Annotated in this window: 19 protein-coding genes, 1 tRNA gene and 2 riboswitches; of the genes, 12 read left to right on the top strand and 8 right to left on the bottom strand. The window is 54.2% G+C overall.

Features of this window, described 5'->3' with window-relative positions:
* Positions 1-64 precede the first annotated feature (64 nt).
* Positions 65-397 carry a four-helix bundle copper-binding protein gene (locus BJU60_RS01590; RefSeq protein WP_070327189.1) on the bottom strand — a complete coding sequence of 111 codons (333 nt, stop codon included), beginning with the start codon at positions 395-397 and terminating at the stop codon, positions 65-67.
* A 115-nt stretch (positions 398-512) separates the two neighbouring features.
* Positions 513-585 (bottom strand) — tRNA-Ala (locus BJU60_RS01595).
* A gap of 144 nt (positions 586-729) precedes the next feature.
* On the opposite strand from BJU60_RS01595, the gene BJU60_RS01600 reads away from it, so the two are divergent.
* On the top strand, positions 730-1,593 hold the full coding sequence (locus tag BJU60_RS01600; RefSeq protein ID WP_070327190.1) for a GRP family sugar transporter: 864 nt from the start codon (positions 730-732) through the stop codon (positions 1,591-1,593).
* A 29-nt stretch (positions 1,594-1,622) separates the two neighbouring features.
* Here BJU60_RS01600 and msrA read toward each other — a convergent pair whose 3' ends face one another.
* Complete coding sequence (msrA, locus tag BJU60_RS01605; protein ID WP_070327191.1) at positions 1,623-2,141, bottom strand: peptide-methionine (S)-S-oxide reductase MsrA; 519 nt, start codon at positions 2,139-2,141, stop codon at positions 1,623-1,625.
* Positions 2,142-2,202: 61 nt separating this feature from the next.
* A riboswitch (SAM riboswitch) is annotated at positions 2,203-2,302 on the bottom strand.
* Positions 2,303-2,628: 326 nt separating this feature from the next.
* Between msrA and BJU60_RS01610 the strand changes: the two genes are divergently transcribed.
* From BJU60_RS01610 to BJU60_RS01650, 9 genes are all read left to right on the top strand, one after another.
* A complete protein-coding gene (locus BJU60_RS01610; RefSeq protein WP_070327192.1) occupies positions 2,629-4,023 on the top strand; it encodes an amidase family protein in 1,395 nt (464 codons plus the stop codon).
* A 69-nt stretch (positions 4,024-4,092) separates the two neighbouring features.
* On the top strand, positions 4,093-5,154 hold the full coding sequence (rlmN, locus tag BJU60_RS01615) for a 23S rRNA (adenine(2503)-C(2))-methyltransferase RlmN (protein ID WP_070327193.1): 1,062 nt from the start codon (positions 4,093-4,095) through the stop codon (positions 5,152-5,154).
* 163 nt (positions 5,155-5,317) lie between these two features.
* The gene (locus tag BJU60_RS01620; RefSeq protein ID WP_070327194.1) at positions 5,318-6,199 is read left to right on the top strand and encodes an SMP-30/gluconolactonase/LRE family protein; all 882 of its coding nucleotides are present in this window, start codon (positions 5,318-5,320) and stop codon (positions 6,197-6,199) included.
* 12 nt (positions 6,200-6,211) lie between these two features.
* Positions 6,212-6,478: a hypothetical protein gene (locus BJU60_RS01625; RefSeq protein ID WP_016509018.1), complete on the top strand. Its 267-nt coding sequence runs from the start codon at positions 6,212-6,214 to the stop codon at positions 6,476-6,478.
* Positions 6,479-6,813: 335 nt separating this feature from the next.
* On the top strand, positions 6,814-8,007 hold the full coding sequence (locus BJU60_RS01630; protein WP_070327195.1) for a GTP-binding protein: 1,194 nt from the start codon (positions 6,814-6,816) through the stop codon (positions 8,005-8,007).
* A gap of 65 nt (positions 8,008-8,072) precedes the next feature.
* Positions 8,073-8,173: riboswitch (TPP riboswitch) on the top strand.
* Between the two features lie 79 nt (positions 8,174-8,252).
* Complete coding sequence (locus BJU60_RS01635) at positions 8,253-8,846, top strand: YkoF family thiamine/hydroxymethylpyrimidine-binding protein (protein WP_070327196.1); 594 nt, start codon at positions 8,253-8,255, stop codon at positions 8,844-8,846.
* Positions 8,839-9,414 carry an ECF transporter S component gene (locus BJU60_RS01640; RefSeq protein ID WP_070327197.1) on the top strand — a complete coding sequence of 192 codons (576 nt, stop codon included), beginning with the start codon at positions 8,839-8,841 and terminating at the stop codon, positions 9,412-9,414. The genes BJU60_RS01635 and BJU60_RS01640 overlap by 8 nt, the downstream gene beginning before the upstream one ends.
* The gene (locus BJU60_RS01645; RefSeq protein WP_070327198.1) at positions 9,407-10,735 is read left to right on the top strand and encodes an ABC transporter ATP-binding protein; all 1,329 of its coding nucleotides are present in this window, start codon (positions 9,407-9,409) and stop codon (positions 10,733-10,735) included. Before BJU60_RS01640 ends, BJU60_RS01645 begins: the two co-directional genes overlap by 8 nt.
* Positions 10,735-11,472, top strand: coding sequence for an energy-coupling factor transporter transmembrane component T family protein (locus tag BJU60_RS01650; RefSeq protein WP_070327199.1), 738 nt, complete (start codon positions 10,735-10,737; stop codon positions 11,470-11,472). The genes BJU60_RS01645 and BJU60_RS01650 overlap by 1 nt, the downstream gene beginning before the upstream one ends.
* Positions 11,473-11,485: 13 nt before the next feature.
* Here the strand turns inward: BJU60_RS01650 and BJU60_RS01655 are convergent, their stop codons facing one another.
* Entirely contained in the window at positions 11,486-12,073 is a 588-nt protein-coding gene (locus tag BJU60_RS01655) for a DUF1643 domain-containing protein (RefSeq protein WP_016509024.1), read from the bottom strand.
* A gap of 33 nt (positions 12,074-12,106) precedes the next feature.
* Positions 12,107-12,790: a lysozyme gene (locus BJU60_RS01660; protein ID WP_236633385.1), complete on the bottom strand. Its 684-nt coding sequence runs from the start codon at positions 12,788-12,790 to the stop codon at positions 12,107-12,109.
* Between the two features lie 87 nt (positions 12,791-12,877).
* Here BJU60_RS01660 and BJU60_RS01665 point away from each other — a divergent pair, with 87 nt between their 5' ends.
* Positions 12,878-13,576, top strand: a complete 699-nt coding sequence (locus tag BJU60_RS01665; protein ID WP_070327200.1) for a CPBP family intramembrane glutamic endopeptidase — start codon at positions 12,878-12,880, stop codon at positions 13,574-13,576.
* Here the strand turns inward: BJU60_RS01665 and BJU60_RS01670 are convergent.
* A complete protein-coding gene (locus tag BJU60_RS01670) occupies positions 13,554-14,432 on the bottom strand; it encodes an alpha/beta hydrolase (RefSeq protein WP_070327201.1) in 879 nt (292 codons plus the stop codon). The genes BJU60_RS01665 and BJU60_RS01670 overlap by 23 nt on opposite strands.
* 177 nt (positions 14,433-14,609) lie before the next feature.
* Here BJU60_RS01670 and BJU60_RS01675 point away from each other — a divergent pair, with 177 nt between their 5' ends.
* Entirely contained in the window at positions 14,610-15,023 is a 414-nt protein-coding gene (locus tag BJU60_RS01675) for a hypothetical protein (protein WP_217265635.1), read from the top strand.
* 166 nt (positions 15,024-15,189) lie between these two features.
* Here the strand turns inward: BJU60_RS01675 and BJU60_RS01680 are convergent, their stop codons facing one another.
* Both BJU60_RS01680 and BJU60_RS01685 read right to left on the bottom strand, forming a co-directional pair.
* Positions 15,190-15,825, bottom strand: coding sequence for an ABC transporter ATP-binding protein (locus BJU60_RS01680; protein ID WP_070327203.1), 636 nt, complete (start codon positions 15,823-15,825; stop codon positions 15,190-15,192).
* Positions 15,822-16,826 carry an ABC transporter permease gene (locus BJU60_RS01685; protein WP_070327204.1) on the bottom strand — a complete coding sequence of 335 codons (1,005 nt, stop codon included), beginning with the start codon at positions 16,824-16,826 and terminating at the stop codon, positions 15,822-15,824. Before BJU60_RS01685 ends, BJU60_RS01680 begins: the two co-directional genes overlap by 4 nt.
* Positions 16,827-16,884: the final 58 nt, after the last annotated feature.

Below are 16,884 nucleotides of genomic sequence, written 5' to 3' on the forward strand. Positions count from 1 at the left end.
AGTTCCTCTCTTCGTTAAAAATCTGTACAAAAAAAGTCTAACACAAGGTTAGACGGGAAAGCGATCATGCGGCCGAGAGGTGCCGGCACGCCTCGGCGCAGCGCGAGCAAGCCTCAGAGCAACGTTGGCAATGGTCATACAAGTGACGCCCGCATTCGACGGCACACGTATTACACACTTGCGCACAGAGAGCCGCGATCGGTCTTGTGAACGCCGAGTCGGTTTCGAGCGCGTTCAAGGTGAGTGTGGCGACTTCGGAACATTCTTTCGTCAACCGAATGCATTCCGACACCATCAGTAAATCTTCTTCTTGTAAACATTTCGAGAAGCAATGGTTGCTCGCCCGGATACAATCGATCACGGCCAAAATCGTCTCTTCGACAGAGGCTCGGTTCATTGGAAGTCCCCCTTAAGATAAATGATGTCTTACAATCATTACCCGGTTCGTGTCGACTTAAACCGAGGCGGGGACACAAAAAAGCCGGCCCACATCAGTGGACCGACTTAAGGAATGGAGCATAGCGGGCTCGAACCGCTGACCTCCACGCTGCCAGCGTGGCGCTCTCCCAGCTGAGCTAATGCCCCGTTGGAGATTATTATATCATTCTAATAAATGATTTGGCAATAAGAAAAACGAAAGAACTTTGAAAATCATTTTTTTGAAGTTTAATGAGCGCTAGAGCCGGGAAGAATAGACAGAATGTTATATTAAGAAAGCAGGTGCAACGTATGGAGATGATTTTGCTAGCGCTACTGCCCGCACTCATGTGGGGGAGTATCCCGCTGATCGTATCTATTGTCGGCGGCAAGCCGATTCAACAATTGATCGGCACGACGATCGGCGCGATGGTGATGGCGGTTGTCATCGCGCTCGTCTTCAAACCAGAGTTCACGACGCTCGCGATCGTGACTGGTTTCATTTCGGGTGTGTTCTGGGCGCTCGGACAATACCTTCAGTTCCAGTCGTTCCAAATTTTAAGCGTCTCGAAAGCGATGCCGATCAGTACAGGGATGCAGCTTGTCGGGACGTCACTGTTCGGGGTCATCGTCCTTGGGGACTGGAAGACATCGACCGAGCTATGGCTCGGCTTCTCGGCCCTCGTCTTGATCATCATCGGGGCCGTCATGACGTCATATCAACAAAATAAAGAGTCTGACAGCAGTAGTGCTTTGAAAAAAGGGCTACTCGTGCTCCTCGTTTCGAGCATCGGTTACGTGACGTACGCCGTCCTGACCAACTACTTTGAGGTCGATGGCATCACCGCCATCTTGCCACAGTCACTCGGGATGTTCATCGCCGCGCTCTTGTTCAGTCTTCGTGAAAAAGATGTGAAAAAGTTTGATCCGAAGACGTTCAAGAACATCTTCGCCGGGCTTGCCTGGGGCATCGGGAACTTCGGATTGTTCGTCTCGAGCGGAGAAGTCGGCATCGCAACGTCGTTCGCACTGTCTCAATTGAACGTCGTCGTGGCGACACTCGGTGGTATTTACTTGTTAAAAGAAGAAAAGACGTCGAAAGAACGTGTCTTCGTCTTTATGGGGATCGGTCTGATCGTGGTCGCTGGATTCATGCTCGGGCTCGCCAAGAGCTAAAAAAACGACGGGCATGAGGCCCGTCGTTGTCAGCTTGTCCACGTTTGGTCGATGAACTCGTCACGGCCAGATTGTTTCCGGTCCGCTTTATAGTGGGCCGGATTTTTTTTATGATAATCTTGATGATAGTCTTCGGCCGGGTAAAAGACGTCAGCCGCTAAGATTTTCGTGACGATCGGTTGTTTGAATCGTCCGCTCGCGGCGAGTTCGTCGCGGCTCTGTTCTGCTTTCACGCGTTGTTCTTCCGTATGATAGAAGATGGCGGGCGCATATTGTTGCCCGCGGTCTTGGAACTGGCCGCCGTCGTCGGTCGGATCGGTCTGAATCCAATACAGTTCGAGCAGGCGCTCATATGTGAATTGAGCCGGATCGAACGTGATCTCGACGACCTCGTAATGACCGCTCGTGCCTGTCTTGACGTCTTTATACGTCGGATTGTCGACGTGCCCGCCTGTATAACCGGATACGATGCCTTCGATGCCTGGCTGTTCCTCGAACGGTGTCACCATGCACCAAAAACAGCCGCCTGCGAATGTAGCTTTTTCCAAAAAAAATCCCCCTTGTGTTCATTCCAAAAAAAGCGCCCATGTCATCGACATGAGCGTTTTGTCATATCGTCCAAGGCGATGCCTTGCTGGAAGTAGCACCTTGCCGAAGCAGGTTGCTGTGAAGTCATAGAGCCAGGTCTCTCGTTCACTCAAGATATCGATATGTAGTTGGTGACAGCATCATATCATCTGTCTCGTTTAAACGTCAACGATTTGGTGTGCGCCGAAGTTGAAATAGCGTGGCACCAACAATCAAGATAATGAGGGCAATGGACGCAGGGAATGCCCACGGCAAATCATCCCCGAACAATTGTAGAAAGAACAGGGCGAACACGGAGAGTAAAACAAGGATGTAAGAGCGGGACATGGCTACCTCCAATAACGTTTCTTCTAGTGTATCAAGTTGCACATCCAATGGCGATAAAAAGAAGGGGATTCGATGCATTAAGCGAATACCGAATAACATTGCCTATAAGGAGGGAATTGGATGCAAGACTTATTTGAACTAGACATCGAGACCGCACAGCGCGGCTATAAAGAAGGGACGTTCACGGCCCGGGACGTGACGGCCTACTATTTGACACGGATCGCTAGCTTGAACGATAAACTGAAAGCGGTCATCCAAGTGAACCCGGACGCGTTGTTTGAGGCGGAGGCGGCGGACCGTGCCTACCGTCGCGGAGACCGGCTGCCACTCCTCGGTATTCCCGTTTTACTCAAGGACAACATCGAGACGGCGGGACTCATGAGGACGACTGCCGGCGCCGTGGCGCTCGAGCATCACTTTGCCGGTCGTGACGCTGAACTCGTCCGCCGCCTCCGTGAGCATGGGGCGGTCATTCTCGGCAAAGCCAACTTATCGGAATGGGCCAATTTTTTGACGGAGGACATGCCGAACGGATGGAGCGGGGTCGGTGGCCAGACGCTCAATCCGTATGGTGACAATCTCGACGTCGGCGGTTCGAGCTCTGGCTCGGCGGCTGCCGTTGCGGCGAACTTGACGATGCTCGCCGTCGGCAGCGAGACGAGCGGGTCGATTATCCACCCGAGCGTCCATAACGGCATCGTCGGCATCAAACCGACGGTCGGGCTCATCAGCCGGAGTGGGATCATCCCGATTTCGCGGTCGCAAGATACGGCCGGTCCGATGGCGCGGACGCTCCGCGACGCGGTGCTCGCACTAGAAGCGATGTGCGGGGAAGACGACTCGGACCCGGCGACGACACATCTGCCGGCCGGTCCACCGTACCGGACGTGTCTCGACGAACGTCAAGCCGTCGGCATGCGCGTCGGTTTCGTGAAGGCGGAATTGTCGGATGAAGAACAGACGCTCTATCAAGAGGCGCTGGCGTTACTCAAAGCGAGCGGGGTCGAGCTCGTCGAAGTCGACCTGCCGTCAAACGACGGACTTGACCAAGGCGACGTCCTCTACCATGAGTTCAAGCTCGGGATCGAGGCGTATTTGGCGACGACAGCGCTCCCGTATGAAACGCTCAAGGACTTGATGGATTGGAACAAGCGTCACCCGGAAACGATCCCGCACGGACAAGTTACGTTCGAGAAAGCGAATCAGTTATCAGGGCGTTTGACCGAGTCAAGCTACCTAGAGCGACGCTTAGCCGACGTCCGGCACGCGAAAACGGACGGCCTCGATCGTTTATTGATGGAACAAACGCTTCACGCCCTGGCGTTGCCACACGACTTGAATTACGATATGGCGGCGAAGGCAGGGCACCCGACGGTCACGATCCCATACAAGCTCAAACAGAGCGGGGCACCTTTCGGGCTGTCATTCACGGGTACGAGCTATGCGGAACGAGACCTCATCCGCATCGCCTACGCGTTCGAACGCCACGTGACGCGTCCGATCCCGCCTATGTAAGAACGTTGCACCTGTCGCTCACGTCCGCTACAATGGTACGTATGCGGATTGAAGAAAGGACAGATTACAATGAAATCATCTATATATGGGCTGACATTTGATCAGCTGTCGGACGCTTGCGTATCTTGGGGATACAGTGCCTACCACGCCAGACAAATATGGGACTCGCTTTACATCGACCGTGTCAGACGGCTCGACGAGATCGCGGTTCGTCCCGAAGTGCGCGAACAGCTCGAGGCGAACTATGCGCTGACGACACAAGAACTGTTCGTCAAACAAGAAGCGGGTGACGGCACGGTCAAATTCTTACTTAAACTGCACGATGGGCACTATATCGAAACGGTGCTCATGCGCCATAAGTATGGGCGTTCCGTCTGTGTGACGACACAAGTCGGGTGCAACATCGGCTGTAGTTTCTGTGCGAGCGGCCTCTTGAAAAAAACACGCGACTTGACGGCGGGCGAGGTCGTCGAACAGATCATGACCGTCCAACATTATTTAGACGAGGTCGGTGAAGGTGACCGCGTCAGCCACATCGTCGTCATGGGAATCGGGGAGCCGTTCGATAACTTTGATAACTTGGTCGACTTCCTCCGTGTCGTCAAAGACGAGCGCGGTCTCGCGATCGCGCCTCGTAAAATCAACGTCTCGACGAGTGGACTCGCCGACAAGATCTACAAGTTCGCGGACCTTGACCTGCGCATCAACTTGGCCCTCTCGCTGCACGCGCCGAACGATGCGCTGCGGACGAGAATCATGAAGATCAACCGGGCGTTCCCGCTCGATAAACTGATGCCGGCGATCCGCTACTACGTCGAGAAGACGAATAAACGGATCACGTTCGAGTACATCTTGCTCTCGAAAGTGAACGATTTGCCGGAACATGCCGAAGAACTCGCGGCGTTGATCGATGACATCAAAGACAAGTCTTACGTCAACTTGATCCCATACAACCCGGTCAACGAGCACATCCAGTACGAGCGGAGTACGACCGAGGACATCATGGCGTTTTACGACGTCTTGAAAAAACGGGGCATCAATACGGGCGTGCGTCTCGAGCACGGGACCGATATCGATGCGGCGTGCGGCCAATTACGCAGTAAACAAATGAACGTCGAAGGTGCCAAATAAACGAGCGCTCCGAATCGAAACCGATTCGGAGCGTTTTTATCGTGCCCGGGCGTATAATGCGTCAGACGAGAAATATCTTTAAACATTTTTGTGAATAATGAATAGTCCTTACCCCCTCAGGGAATAGTCTTTTGATATCAAAGCAGAGAGTGGAGGCAATTCAATGGAGACAGTAAACGCTACGTTATGGATTCGAGTCAGAAACACGCTCGGGGAAGGGCCTTGCTGGGACGCTGAACTGAAGCGGTTCTACTGGGTCGATATCGAAGGGCACGCGCTCTGGTGGTACGATGAGAAAGAAGATGAATTATCTTCGTTTGATATGGGACAGCAGGTCGGGTTTGTCGTCCCTAAAGTGACCGACGGCGTGATCGTCGGATTGAAGGATGGTATCTATGAGTGGGATGAAACGTCGAAACAACTCGATAAACTCGTCGAACTTGATGACCCGGAAGGTGTCCTTCGCTTCAACGATGGGAAAGCCGACCCGTACGGTCGTGTCTTCGCCGGGACGCTCCACTTAAAAGACGAGTCTGAGCAGGCGACGTTGTTCCGCTTGAACCGCGACGGCACGACCGAGGTTATGTTGAGCGGATTGACGTTATCGAACGGGTTGACGTGGTCACCTGACCATACGTCGTTTTACCATATCGATACGCCGACCGAGACGGTTCGCAAGTTCCCGTTCGATTTGAAAACGGGCACGCTCGGGGAAGGTGAGGTCGTCATTGATTTCAAGAATGAGGACGGGTTCCCGGACGGCATGACGTCGGATGAAGACGGCTTTTTATGGATTGCCCACTTTGCAGGCGGGCGCGTCACGCGGTGGAATCCGGAGACGGGTGAAAAAGTGCTTGAAGTCATCGTCCCGGCGCCGAACGTCACGTCGTGTAGTTTTATCGGGGATGACTTAAAACAATTGGCGATCACGACGGCACGGGAAGGCATGGACGACGAGGCGCTCGCCGCTCATCCGGATGCGGGTTCGGTCTTCAAGATCGATACGGACGTGAAAGGGATGCCACTTTATCGGTTTGGACGTTAAGGAGGGACGGCTATGGTGAAGCGATTGCTTGTGCGAGCGGGAATCGGATTGGCACTAGCGGCGGTGGCTCGGGTCGGGATTCAAAAGATATTGGACGACCGGGCCCGGAAAGAAGACCATACGTATCTTGAACCAAAGTGGGACGAGACGCCGAGTGTGGATGCCGATAAGGATGATGACGAGGTCGGATTGACGCAACTCGATTCGATTTACCGGGCCGAGTGGCAGGCGAATACGTATCCTCGCTCCGAGGCGGAACGGAAAGCGTTAGAAGAATAACTGGTACGAAGAACATATCCAGAGCTTTTTCTTCGGCCGTCGAGGCCTCAGAAAAAGACAAACGGCCGCCAGATGGCGACCGTTTGCGTTGCTCGTTCGATGGCGCCCCGACTCCTGCAGGAGAGCAATCCAACGGAGACCCAGCAGCGACGTGAGTCGCGATGCGGCTCCGGGATTGCCTGCGGAAAGCGTGGGCGCTGGAAGGACGAGCGATAACAATCATGTTAGTCAACAAGAAAACACGCTCCTTTTGAGCGTGTTTTTTTGTTGACAACGGACGTGATCCCGTTCATTATCTAAAAAGTAATGATTACGATTTAAAGGTGGTATACATCATGAAACGAATTCCGATCACAGTCTTGTCCGGATATTTAGGAAGTGGCAAGACGACGTTGCTCAATCATATGTTGAACAATCGGGATGGTAAAAAATATGCCGTCATCGTCAACGATATGAGCGAGCTGAACATCGATGAGCGATTGATTGACGGGGCAGGTTTTTCACGGACGGACGAGAAGTTGGTGGAGCTGTCTAACGGTTGCATCTGCTGCACGTTGCGAGAAGATTTACTCGAGGCGGTCAGCGAGATTGCGAACGACCGACAGCTCGACGGCATCATCATCGAGTCGTCAGGCATCTCGGAACCGATCCCGGTCGCGCAGACGTTTACATATGCGGATGACGCCTTGGGTATCGACTTGACGAGCCGTGTGTATGTTGACGCGATGGTGACGGTCGTCGACGCATATCGATTTTTAAAAGACTTCAACTCGGGCGAATCGCTGCATGAACGGAAACAGGCTGTCGACACGGGTGATGTCAGGGAAGTCGTCGACTTGCTCGTCGATCAAGTCGAGTTTGCCGACATCATCGTCCTCAACAAGGCGGACCGGGTCACGGAACCGGAACTGCACGAAATCGAAAGTCTGTTACGCGCGTTAAACCCGGCGGCGCGACTTTTGACAAGCACATACGGGAACGTGTTGTTGTCCGACCTGTTAGACGTGAACTTGTTCGACTTCGACCAGGCGATGCATGCCGCCGGATGGATCCAAGAGCTCGAGACAGACGACCATACCCCTGAAACCGAAGAGTACGGCATCAGTTCGTTCGTCTATCGCCGCCGCCGTCCGTTCCACCCGGAGCGTTTACATGCGTGGATCGAACAGTTCCCGGAAGAAGTCGTCCGGGCGAAAGGTTTTTTATGGATCGCCTCACGGAACGACATCGCGTGCTTGTTCTCCCAAGCGGGGTACGCGTCGACGCTCGAACATGCCGGGCGTTGGCTCGCGACGCTTCCTGACGCGGAACGAAAGCAGATGTTCGCCGCCGAACCAGAGCTTGAGGCCGATTACATCGAGCCGTACGGCGACCGCCAGACGGAGCTCGTCTTGATCGGTCACCGAATGGACCGAGTGCGCGTCGAGCTTGAACTTGACGCCTGTCTACTGTCAGACGAAGAGATGGCGTCAGACTGGACAACGTTACGGGATACGCTTCCAGGAAACGGAATCGCGACGTTTTCATGATTTAACCGTTTACAATTCAGAATCGAACGGCTATACTTTTGCTTGCATGAACAACCGCATACATTGGACTACACTAGGGGTGCTTCGGCTGAGATGTGAGCATGGCTCCAATCCCTTATAACTCGATCCAGGTAATACTGGCGTGAGGAAGTGTGGCACTTTTTCTGATGGATTGATGATTGGATAAGTGGCCGCATTCTCATGGATGCGGCTTTTTTGTGTAACCAAATAAGGGGGGAATCATCATGAATCAACAATGTGGAACGAGCCCGATCGTCGGGTTCCGCTTTACGCTAAGCCCGATGACGTCAGAGTTCATATCGGTCATCAAAGGAGCACTCAAAGAGACTGATTTAAGCAACGTCTGGAGGCACACGGACGATGTGTCGACCGTGATTCGCGGTCGGGCCGAGCACGTGTTTGACGTCGCGAAAGCAGTCTTGTCACACGCCACGAGAACAGGGGCGCATGTGTCGATGAGCGGGACGTTCTCGGCCGGATGTCCGGGCGACACGGCCGGGGACAATCTGCTCGACGTGTCGAGTGAGCCGGTGAACGGGCGAGCGGCTGCCCAATACGTTTCATCACAGTTCGCACTCTACCCGCTCGGTGATGACGATTACATGGACATTATCTATGAAGAGGTCGATTTCGCGAAAGCACGGGGCGTCTTTAATGACACGATGCACTATGCCTCAGGGATCCACGGAGATATCGAGCCGGTGTTCGCGTTTTATGAGGCGACGTTCAACCGCGTCCGCGAGAAGACGAGCCACGTCGTCATGACGGTCACGTTCAGTGTGAACAGTCCGTCGCACGAGGGACGCGTTGATGCTTAACTCATGGAAGTTGAAAGAAATCGTTTTGTTGTCGATTTTATCGGTCGTCTTTGCCGTCGTCTATTTGGCGTTCGTCCATGTGGGGAACTTGTGGGCCGGCTTGATCGGGCCGATCGCCTATGAATGGATTTTTGGGATTTGGTTCATCGTCTCGATTATTACCGCCTACATCATTCGAAAGCCAGGCGCCGCCTTTTTGTCGGAAGTGCTCGCAGCGTCGATCGAGATGATGATCGGCAATGCGATCGGTCCGCGCATCATCCTCGTCGGCATCATTCAAGGACTCGGCGCCGAAGCGGCGTTCGCACTAACCGGGTATAAGCGGTATGACTTGTGGGTGCTCATGCTCGCCGGATTCGGTGCGGCAGTGACGAGTTTCGCATATACGTACGTCATGGGAGGTCTCAGTGCGCTCAGTCCGACATACGTGGCTTTGATGTTCGCACTACGGGCGACGAGCGGGATGCTCATCGCAGGGATCGGCGGGAAGATTTTGAGCGACTTGTTGCTTCGAACGGGTGCGCTAGAAGGATATGCCGTCACCCGGCAGAGGAAGGCACATGGTTGAGACCGAGCGTCTGGCGTTTCGTTTCCCGGGGGAAGAACGCGACGTATTGACAGATATCACACTTCGTCTTAAGGACGGCAGGACGCTCATCACCGGGGCGAGCGGGTCGGGGAAGTCGACTTTGTTCGCCTTGTTCAATCGGCTCTACCCGGACAACTGTGATGGGATTGTGACGGGGCGATTGCATCTATTCGGTCGGTCCTATGCCACGTATCGGCCTGGCGAGGTGAATCGCCGCGTCGGGACGGTGTTTCAAGACCCGGACAGCCAGTTCGTCATGCAGACGGTAGAGGAAGAGCTGATTTTCACGCTCGAAAACTTTTCGGTCGCCCGAAGCGAGATGATGGACCGTGTCTCAGCGATTTTGCACGAGTTACATTTGTCCGATTATCGCCACCGCACCATCCATGATTTATCAGGGGGCGAGAAGCAGCAAATCGCCGTCGCCTGTGCCTTGATCGGATGTCCGGAATGGCTCTTACTCGACGAGCCGCTCTCACACCTCGACCCGGCGACGGCACGTCGGTTCGTTCGCTGGCTCGATAAGTCCGCACGGAACGTCAATATCGTCGTCATCGAGCATCGTCCGTACATGTGGGGCGACTTCTTTGACCGGCACCTGGAACTCGTGAACGGAAGGATCGCAGGCGATGGATCGTTCGTCGTTCAACCGGATTATACATTTACGCCGATTGAAACGACACGGGGCACAAACATATTATTTCAGATACCGAAAGTGAATCACAAAAAGTTCCAACTTGCAGCGAGCAAAATCGCAGTGGGCCCCGGGGATGTGATCGCCATCCTCGGTCGGAACGGCAGCGGCAAATCGACGTGGCTAAAAAGCCTGGCGCGGCATCACCGTGAAGTCGGGCTCGTCCCGCAATCCCCGGCGCATTTGTTTGTGACGAGTGACGTGTCGCGGGAACTAGCGTATGGACATAACCGTTCAATCGAGGACATGTTGGCACGCCTCGGGCTTGAACGTCTGCGTGACGCCCATCCACTCTCACTCAGTCACGGTCAAAAACGGAGACTCGCCATCGGGGTGATGCTTCTGTCGGGTAAACAACTGCTCGCGTTTGATGAACCGACGGCCGGTCAAGACGAGGCATCACTTCGAGCGCTCCATGCATTGATGGCTGAACGAGTCCGTGCGGGGCAGACGGTCTTGTTCGTAACGCACGATCTCAGTTTCGCCCGTGCCGCGAGCACGTATTATTTGATGGGTGACGGGAACTTGAGTGGGCCGTACGATGCGTCGATTTGGGACGACTCGGACTTATTGCGGGCCCACGGACTGTTGACGGAGGCGTTTTGATGACGTTTCACGAGATGAACCCGACAATCAAGTTCTTGACCGTGACATGTCTCATGTTCGGTCTCGCCTTCATGTACAACCCGTGGACTCCGCTCGTCGTCTTCTTCGGCACACTCGTCCTCCAATTCATCTTTTCCGACGTGAGCTGGAAGCGATGGGGACTGTTCATGATTCCATTTTTACTGACCGCGCTCGGGACGCTTTGGACGACGCTCGTCTTCGGCAGAGAGGCGAGCGGGCAAGTCGTGTTCTCGCTCTTCGGCAATGATGTCACCGAGGAGAACGTGTTGTGGGCGGCGACACTTTCGCTTCGGGTCCTCGCCTTTACGGTCCTGTCGCTTCTGTTCACGCTGACGACGGACCCGAAGCGGTTCGTCTACAGTCTGATGCAGCAGGCGAGATTGTCTCCGAACATCGCCTATAGCGTCTTCGTGGGCTTTCGCTTTTTCCCGATTTTAAAGATCGAACTGATGCAGCTCTATGAAACGCATGCCTTACGTGGCGTGCGCCTCGACACCCGGATCGATCACGTGCGGCACATCCCGAAACTCCTAATCCCGCTTCTTGCCGGCGCTATCCGTCAAGCCGAGCGGATCGCGTTCTCGATGGAGGCTCGGGGATTTACGGGTGAACATCGTTCCACGTACGAGGTGATTCCGGTCACGCGAAACGATTTTCTGTTGGCGTCACTCTTGTTCACGCTGTTCGGAGTAAGTGTATGGATCGGCGTGCGATAAAAAACAGGACGACTCATTTCGAGTCGTCCTGTTTTGTCTCTTTCAAGATCTTAAATTTCGGTTTGATCGATTCGTTATTGAACGCTTCGAGTACCGTATTTTCATTGGCCATGCGAATTTGTTGCGGTTCGCCTTTTGACGTCGTACCGATACAATACATGCTCGCCTCGTGCTCGGCGAATAACGTCTTGTACAGTGTGGAATGGTGCATGAGGCGCCCAGGCGAACCCCAACCGACGATGATCATGCCGCCGCTCGTCTCGACCTCGTCGAGCGTCGCTTCCACGTAATGAAAGTTCACTTCGTCGAGTTGAGACTCGACGTAGGGTAGGTTGTCATTGATGGCGAGCGTCGGGACGAGACTGATGACGCGCATCTCGCGGATCGGTTTGTCCAAATGGTTCCGCATGAGCATGTAGGCGCGTTGAGTCGTCGTACCAGATAAAAATGCATCGCTCATCCGCGGAGAATAGATGATGACGGCACAAATCACCCCATCGACGACGTCGGTGAATTCATACGTTCGCATGTAACGCTTTGTCTTGTCTTCGTTAAATATCGATTTGACTCGAATCGTCACTTCCTCGATATGCGTGTTCATGTTGTTTCCTCACTTTAACCAAGTAGTGCCGGGTCATGCCCAGCCTGCGAACCAATCGAGATACCGGATCGTATACCGGGCGACCTGCTGCGTTGTCGTCGTCGCGTCACCAGGCAGTAACGACAGCTCGTCCTGATACTGCTCATAAAAGGACATGACGTCTGACACGTACTGGTCACTCCGGTTGTATTCGAAGATGGCGTTTTGAATCGAGTCGACTGAATCAGTCGTCTGCCCGCCGTGCTCGCTCAAATAGTAAGCGGCGGCATGGGCCGAGTCGACCAAACTATGAGGGTCGGCCTTGCCGTCATCATCCCCGTCTCGGCCTAAGCCGCCGTACTGCTCAATCAGCGTCAAGTCGGTCAAATCGACTTCGTCTTCCGGGACATCACCTTTTTGGTCATCCGTATCGTACTGCCAACCGAGCCACGTCCGCGGCATAAATTGGAACGGTCCGATCGCGCCGACCGAAGAGCGCATCGATGAACTGTGCGAGAAGATCGTCTCGACACGGTGGACGGCGGCGAGTAGCCGCCAATCGACGTCATAGGTGGCCGCGGCTTCCTTGTAGACGTCTTGGTGGACCGCCGGGATACCGTGGTCACCGTAATAGGCCCGGTAGAGGGCGTTGTTCACTTTATCATGTTGACCAAACCAGCCGATTGCGCCGAGGCACAGCACGATCACAAGCATTACGCCGGTCAGTCGCAGCATCATTCGTTTCAAGATTCCGCCTCCTAGCTTTCTAGACAATACCCGAATAGTGTAGCATATAGCTAACAGGAAGGACAGGAGAGGATATAGATGCTTGAACAGGTCGTCTTTACGATTATTCTTGCGTATTTATTGATCGTACAACTATTCAACGCCCGGCTCGTGAAGCCGATGATCGAGGCGCTCGGGAGAACCCGTGTCTATGAAGAGACGATCAAGTCGGCATGGGGGCTGAGCCTGCTCTTACTAGCGCTCGTCTTCTTGTTCCAAGTCCCGCCGGAAGCGGTCGGCCTCGGGTTCGCGCCGCCGGATGGGGACGGGCGCGCCTGGCAGTATTTCTTCTTTTCGACCATAGTCATCTCAGGTCTCATCGCGTTCTATTTGCTCGTCAAGACGTCGGCCGCGTTACGGACAAAGCTTCGGCCGTTTTACGGGCTTGAGATTGAACGGTTGCTCCTTCCGCGCACGACCGACGAAGCGAGGGCGTGGGGCGCAGTATCGTTCACGGCCGGGGCGACCGAAGAGTTCATATTCCGCGGCGTCCTCTTGTATACGATTTCTTTATACACGGACGTCCCGGATGCGACGCTCGCCATCATCGGGGGCGGGCTGTTCGGTCTGGCCCATGCGTACCAGGGTCCGAAAGGGGTTGTCACGACGGGCCTTGTCGGTTTCCTGTTCGGTTATTTATATTTGACGATGGGAATGTTGTGGCCGTTGATCCTCATCCATACGTTGCTCGACTTGATCGCCGGGCCGATTCACGTCACCGACGCAAAAACTGACTGACAGCGTTCTCGTAGGCAGGTTGGTCTTTTAAGATACAATTCGTATGCTCGGCGCCGTGAATGAGTGCGAGCGCGTTCTGGCGGTTGAGTGCGTTCATCTCGACGGACATCCAGGTCGGGACAAAGTCGTCTTTCGTGCCGTGGATGAACAGCACCGGTGCAGTGATTGATGCGAGCGCTACTTTCGGTCGGACTTGCCGCATCGTGAACCGAGCCCGACTCCACAAGAAGTAATTGATGCCGGGCAACAACAAGTCACCCGGTAAGCGATGTAGCACGTTCAATTGGTGGCGCATGAGTTGCCTCATGTCATCGAACGGGCACTCGGCGATCAAAAAATCCACATCAGTGAGCGGGCCGGCCTGAAGAATCGTCGCGGCGCCCATCGATACGCCGTGGAGCCCGACTTGATCGACCGTCTCATGGTCGCGTAACCACTCGACCCAGTCGACGATGTCATGTTTCTCGTGGTATCCGTACGAGGCGTACACCCCTTCCGACTCTCCGTGTGAGCGCAAGTCGACCGCAAGCAAGTTATAGCCGAGCCGGTGGAACATCGCCAAGTGCGGTGCCATAAAGCTGTGGGAGGCCGTATAACCGTGGACAAAAACAATCCACTTTTTATGATTATTGTTCCGATAGACCCGGCCATACAGACGGTAGCCGTCACGGGAACGGAGGGAGACGTGCTCGAACGGCACGTCGTGATAAAAGGATTGATCTTCTTTCGTATAGGGTGCTAAGAGCATCTCGGGCGTCTTACGTTTTCCGCGAGTCATCCGCTTGAACGCGTAATAACTGACGGCGTAATAGCCTGTGAACAAAGTCGCGAGACCGTACTTCCATTTTTTCTGCATATAAAACCGCTCCCTTCTCCATTATTGTACCCGAAACGAATCGTTTCGTTCACGTTCGAGTTACTAATGTCCGAGCATATGTGACCGAATTGTCTATGGAAGTGTGAACAAGGAAATTTGCCCCGTGAGTCGTTTGACATTATGCTGAAACGGCAGAAATGAAGGAGGCGGATGGACGTGACGCGTGAAGCGATGTATCGGATGATTCAAGCTTGTTTAATGGGGCGGACGGATTACGTGACCGAAGAGGGGATCAGCATCTATCACCGGGGGACGCACGAGACCACACATTTGTCGCCTGTACTCGATGCGTTGATCGAATGTTACTTGACCGGGACAACTCGCAGCATTCATCTGTCGCTACATACGCTCGCGATAACCGCGGGCGTCAAACCAGATGAGGCGATGCGGGCGCTCCTGGCGTTATCCGACGTCTTCCTCGTCTCACACCATATCGAAGAGAGGCTTCTGAAGATTCAACAGATTGACATCGATGTGATGCGGACGTTATCCGTTCATATCACGTTCAGCGCCTGGTTGTCCTATCATCTCGACCTCATCCGTCATCCGGAAAGGCATCGGGTCGGTTGATGAAAACTTCAACACGCTGTCGTAGATACTGAAAGAAGAGGAGCGTCATCCCCTCCGGGTCGGCGCTCCTCTTCTCATAATCAGTTAAAGTTCTTCAATCTCCCCGATCAGAAGCGGGGTGTCCCCATGCTAGCGCCCCCGATTAAGCCGGTAGTGTGCGAGCATGTTAGAGCGTTTCGAGCTGACCGTCTCGTAGACGGAGCACCCGGTCGCACACATCAAGCATGCGCTCATCGTGGGTGATGACGATCACTCGTTTGTTCCGTTCATGCGCCGCTGCGGCGAGACGCTCCATAACGAGGCGGCCGTTCGTATAATCGAGACTTGCTGTCGGTTCATCAGCCAACAGGAGCAACGGGTCGTTGATGAGTGCGCGGGCCACAGCGACCCGTTGCCGTTCGCCGCCGGAGAGACGATTCGGCAACTCGTTCAATCGATGGCCGAGTCCGAAATCTGTCAACAGCTGTTTCGCGTCGCCGTCTGTGTCACTTTCCGCCTGAATGAGTGCAAGTTGTTCAATGACCGTCAAATACGGGACGAGGTGGGTGTCTTGAAAGACGAACCCGATCTCATTGAGGCGTAACTTCCGTCTCGCTTCTTCGTCGAGTGTAAATACATCGACCGTATCGAGATAGAGTGTCCCGGCATCCGGCTGTTTCAATAACCCGAGAATTTGCAGGAGCGTACTCTTCCCGCTACCGCTCGGTCCGACGATCCCGATGCACTCACCAGGAGAGACGGTCAAGTCGATCCCAGACAAAATCGGTTGTTCATATGCGTGATGAATGCCAGTCAGTTTCATGTCATTCGACCTCCTAAGGCGTCAGCTGCGTCGAGCCGGCGTAGTGTTTGTAGTGGCAAGATCGTCCCAAGGAGCGAGATGAGGACGAAGAGTGCGCTAAAGAGCATCACGTTCGCAAGCTCAAATTGAAATGGAATCGCTTCTGGGACGATACGTGTCGACAGCCATGTGATCAGTGACGCGACGCCGCTCGCGAAGACGACGGTGACGAACACTTGGCTGACGAGCGCTGTGCCGATCGAACGTGTCCGAATGCCGATTGCTTTTAAAATCCCGAGTTCTGGCAACTTTTGTAGCGTCACCATATAGAAGAATGCTGTCAAGATGAATGCGCCGATTACTAATAGAAAACCGCGCATCATATTGAACGTGCCTTGTTCGGCCGAATAGCCAGGAACGGACTCGATGATTTCTTGTTTCGTGTACGCGGAGAGGGACGTGTCGCCTTCTCCAAGTAAAGCAGACACGTAAGTCGGACCACCGGCCGCCTGTTGATAGGCGGCCCATGTCTCCATCGTCGTCCAGACGACCGGGGCGTGGCTGAACCGTCCATCCGTCACGCCGGCGATGGTGAAGCGATACCCACTCGTGAAATCTTCGACCGTATCTCCAACGACAAATGTCTCAAGAAAACTCGGGTCGACGAGCACTTCCCCGACGGCGAGGTCGAGTGACGGTCCAATCGACGAATCGGCCGGCAAGGCGAAAACGGTCGCATCGACTTTCGTCTCGTTCACGAACGTGAGCGGTTTGACTGCAAGGGGTGTCAAACCGTCCGTTGGCGCTTGTTCGATGAACGATCGCGTCAATTGACCTTCCGCGTCAGCGGACAAGTGAAACGTGTCTGTATCAAGTTCACGTACGGTCGCACCGTTATCGTAAGCGAGCCCATCGGCGAGTCCGGTGATCAGCGTCGTCAACAAGACGATGAGCAGCGTGATCACAAAAATGAGCGAGAACCTCCGTTTTTGACGCCACATTTCTTTCAGTCCTAACTCCATAAAAAAACCTCCTTCATGTCGATGAAGGAAGCATAGCTGACGAACATGAACGGAATAT

It is taken from the genome of Exiguobacterium aurantiacum (assembly GCF_001766415.1).
Taxonomy (GTDB): Bacteria; Bacillota; Bacilli; order Exiguobacteriales; family Exiguobacteriaceae; genus Exiguobacterium; species Exiguobacterium aurantiacum_A.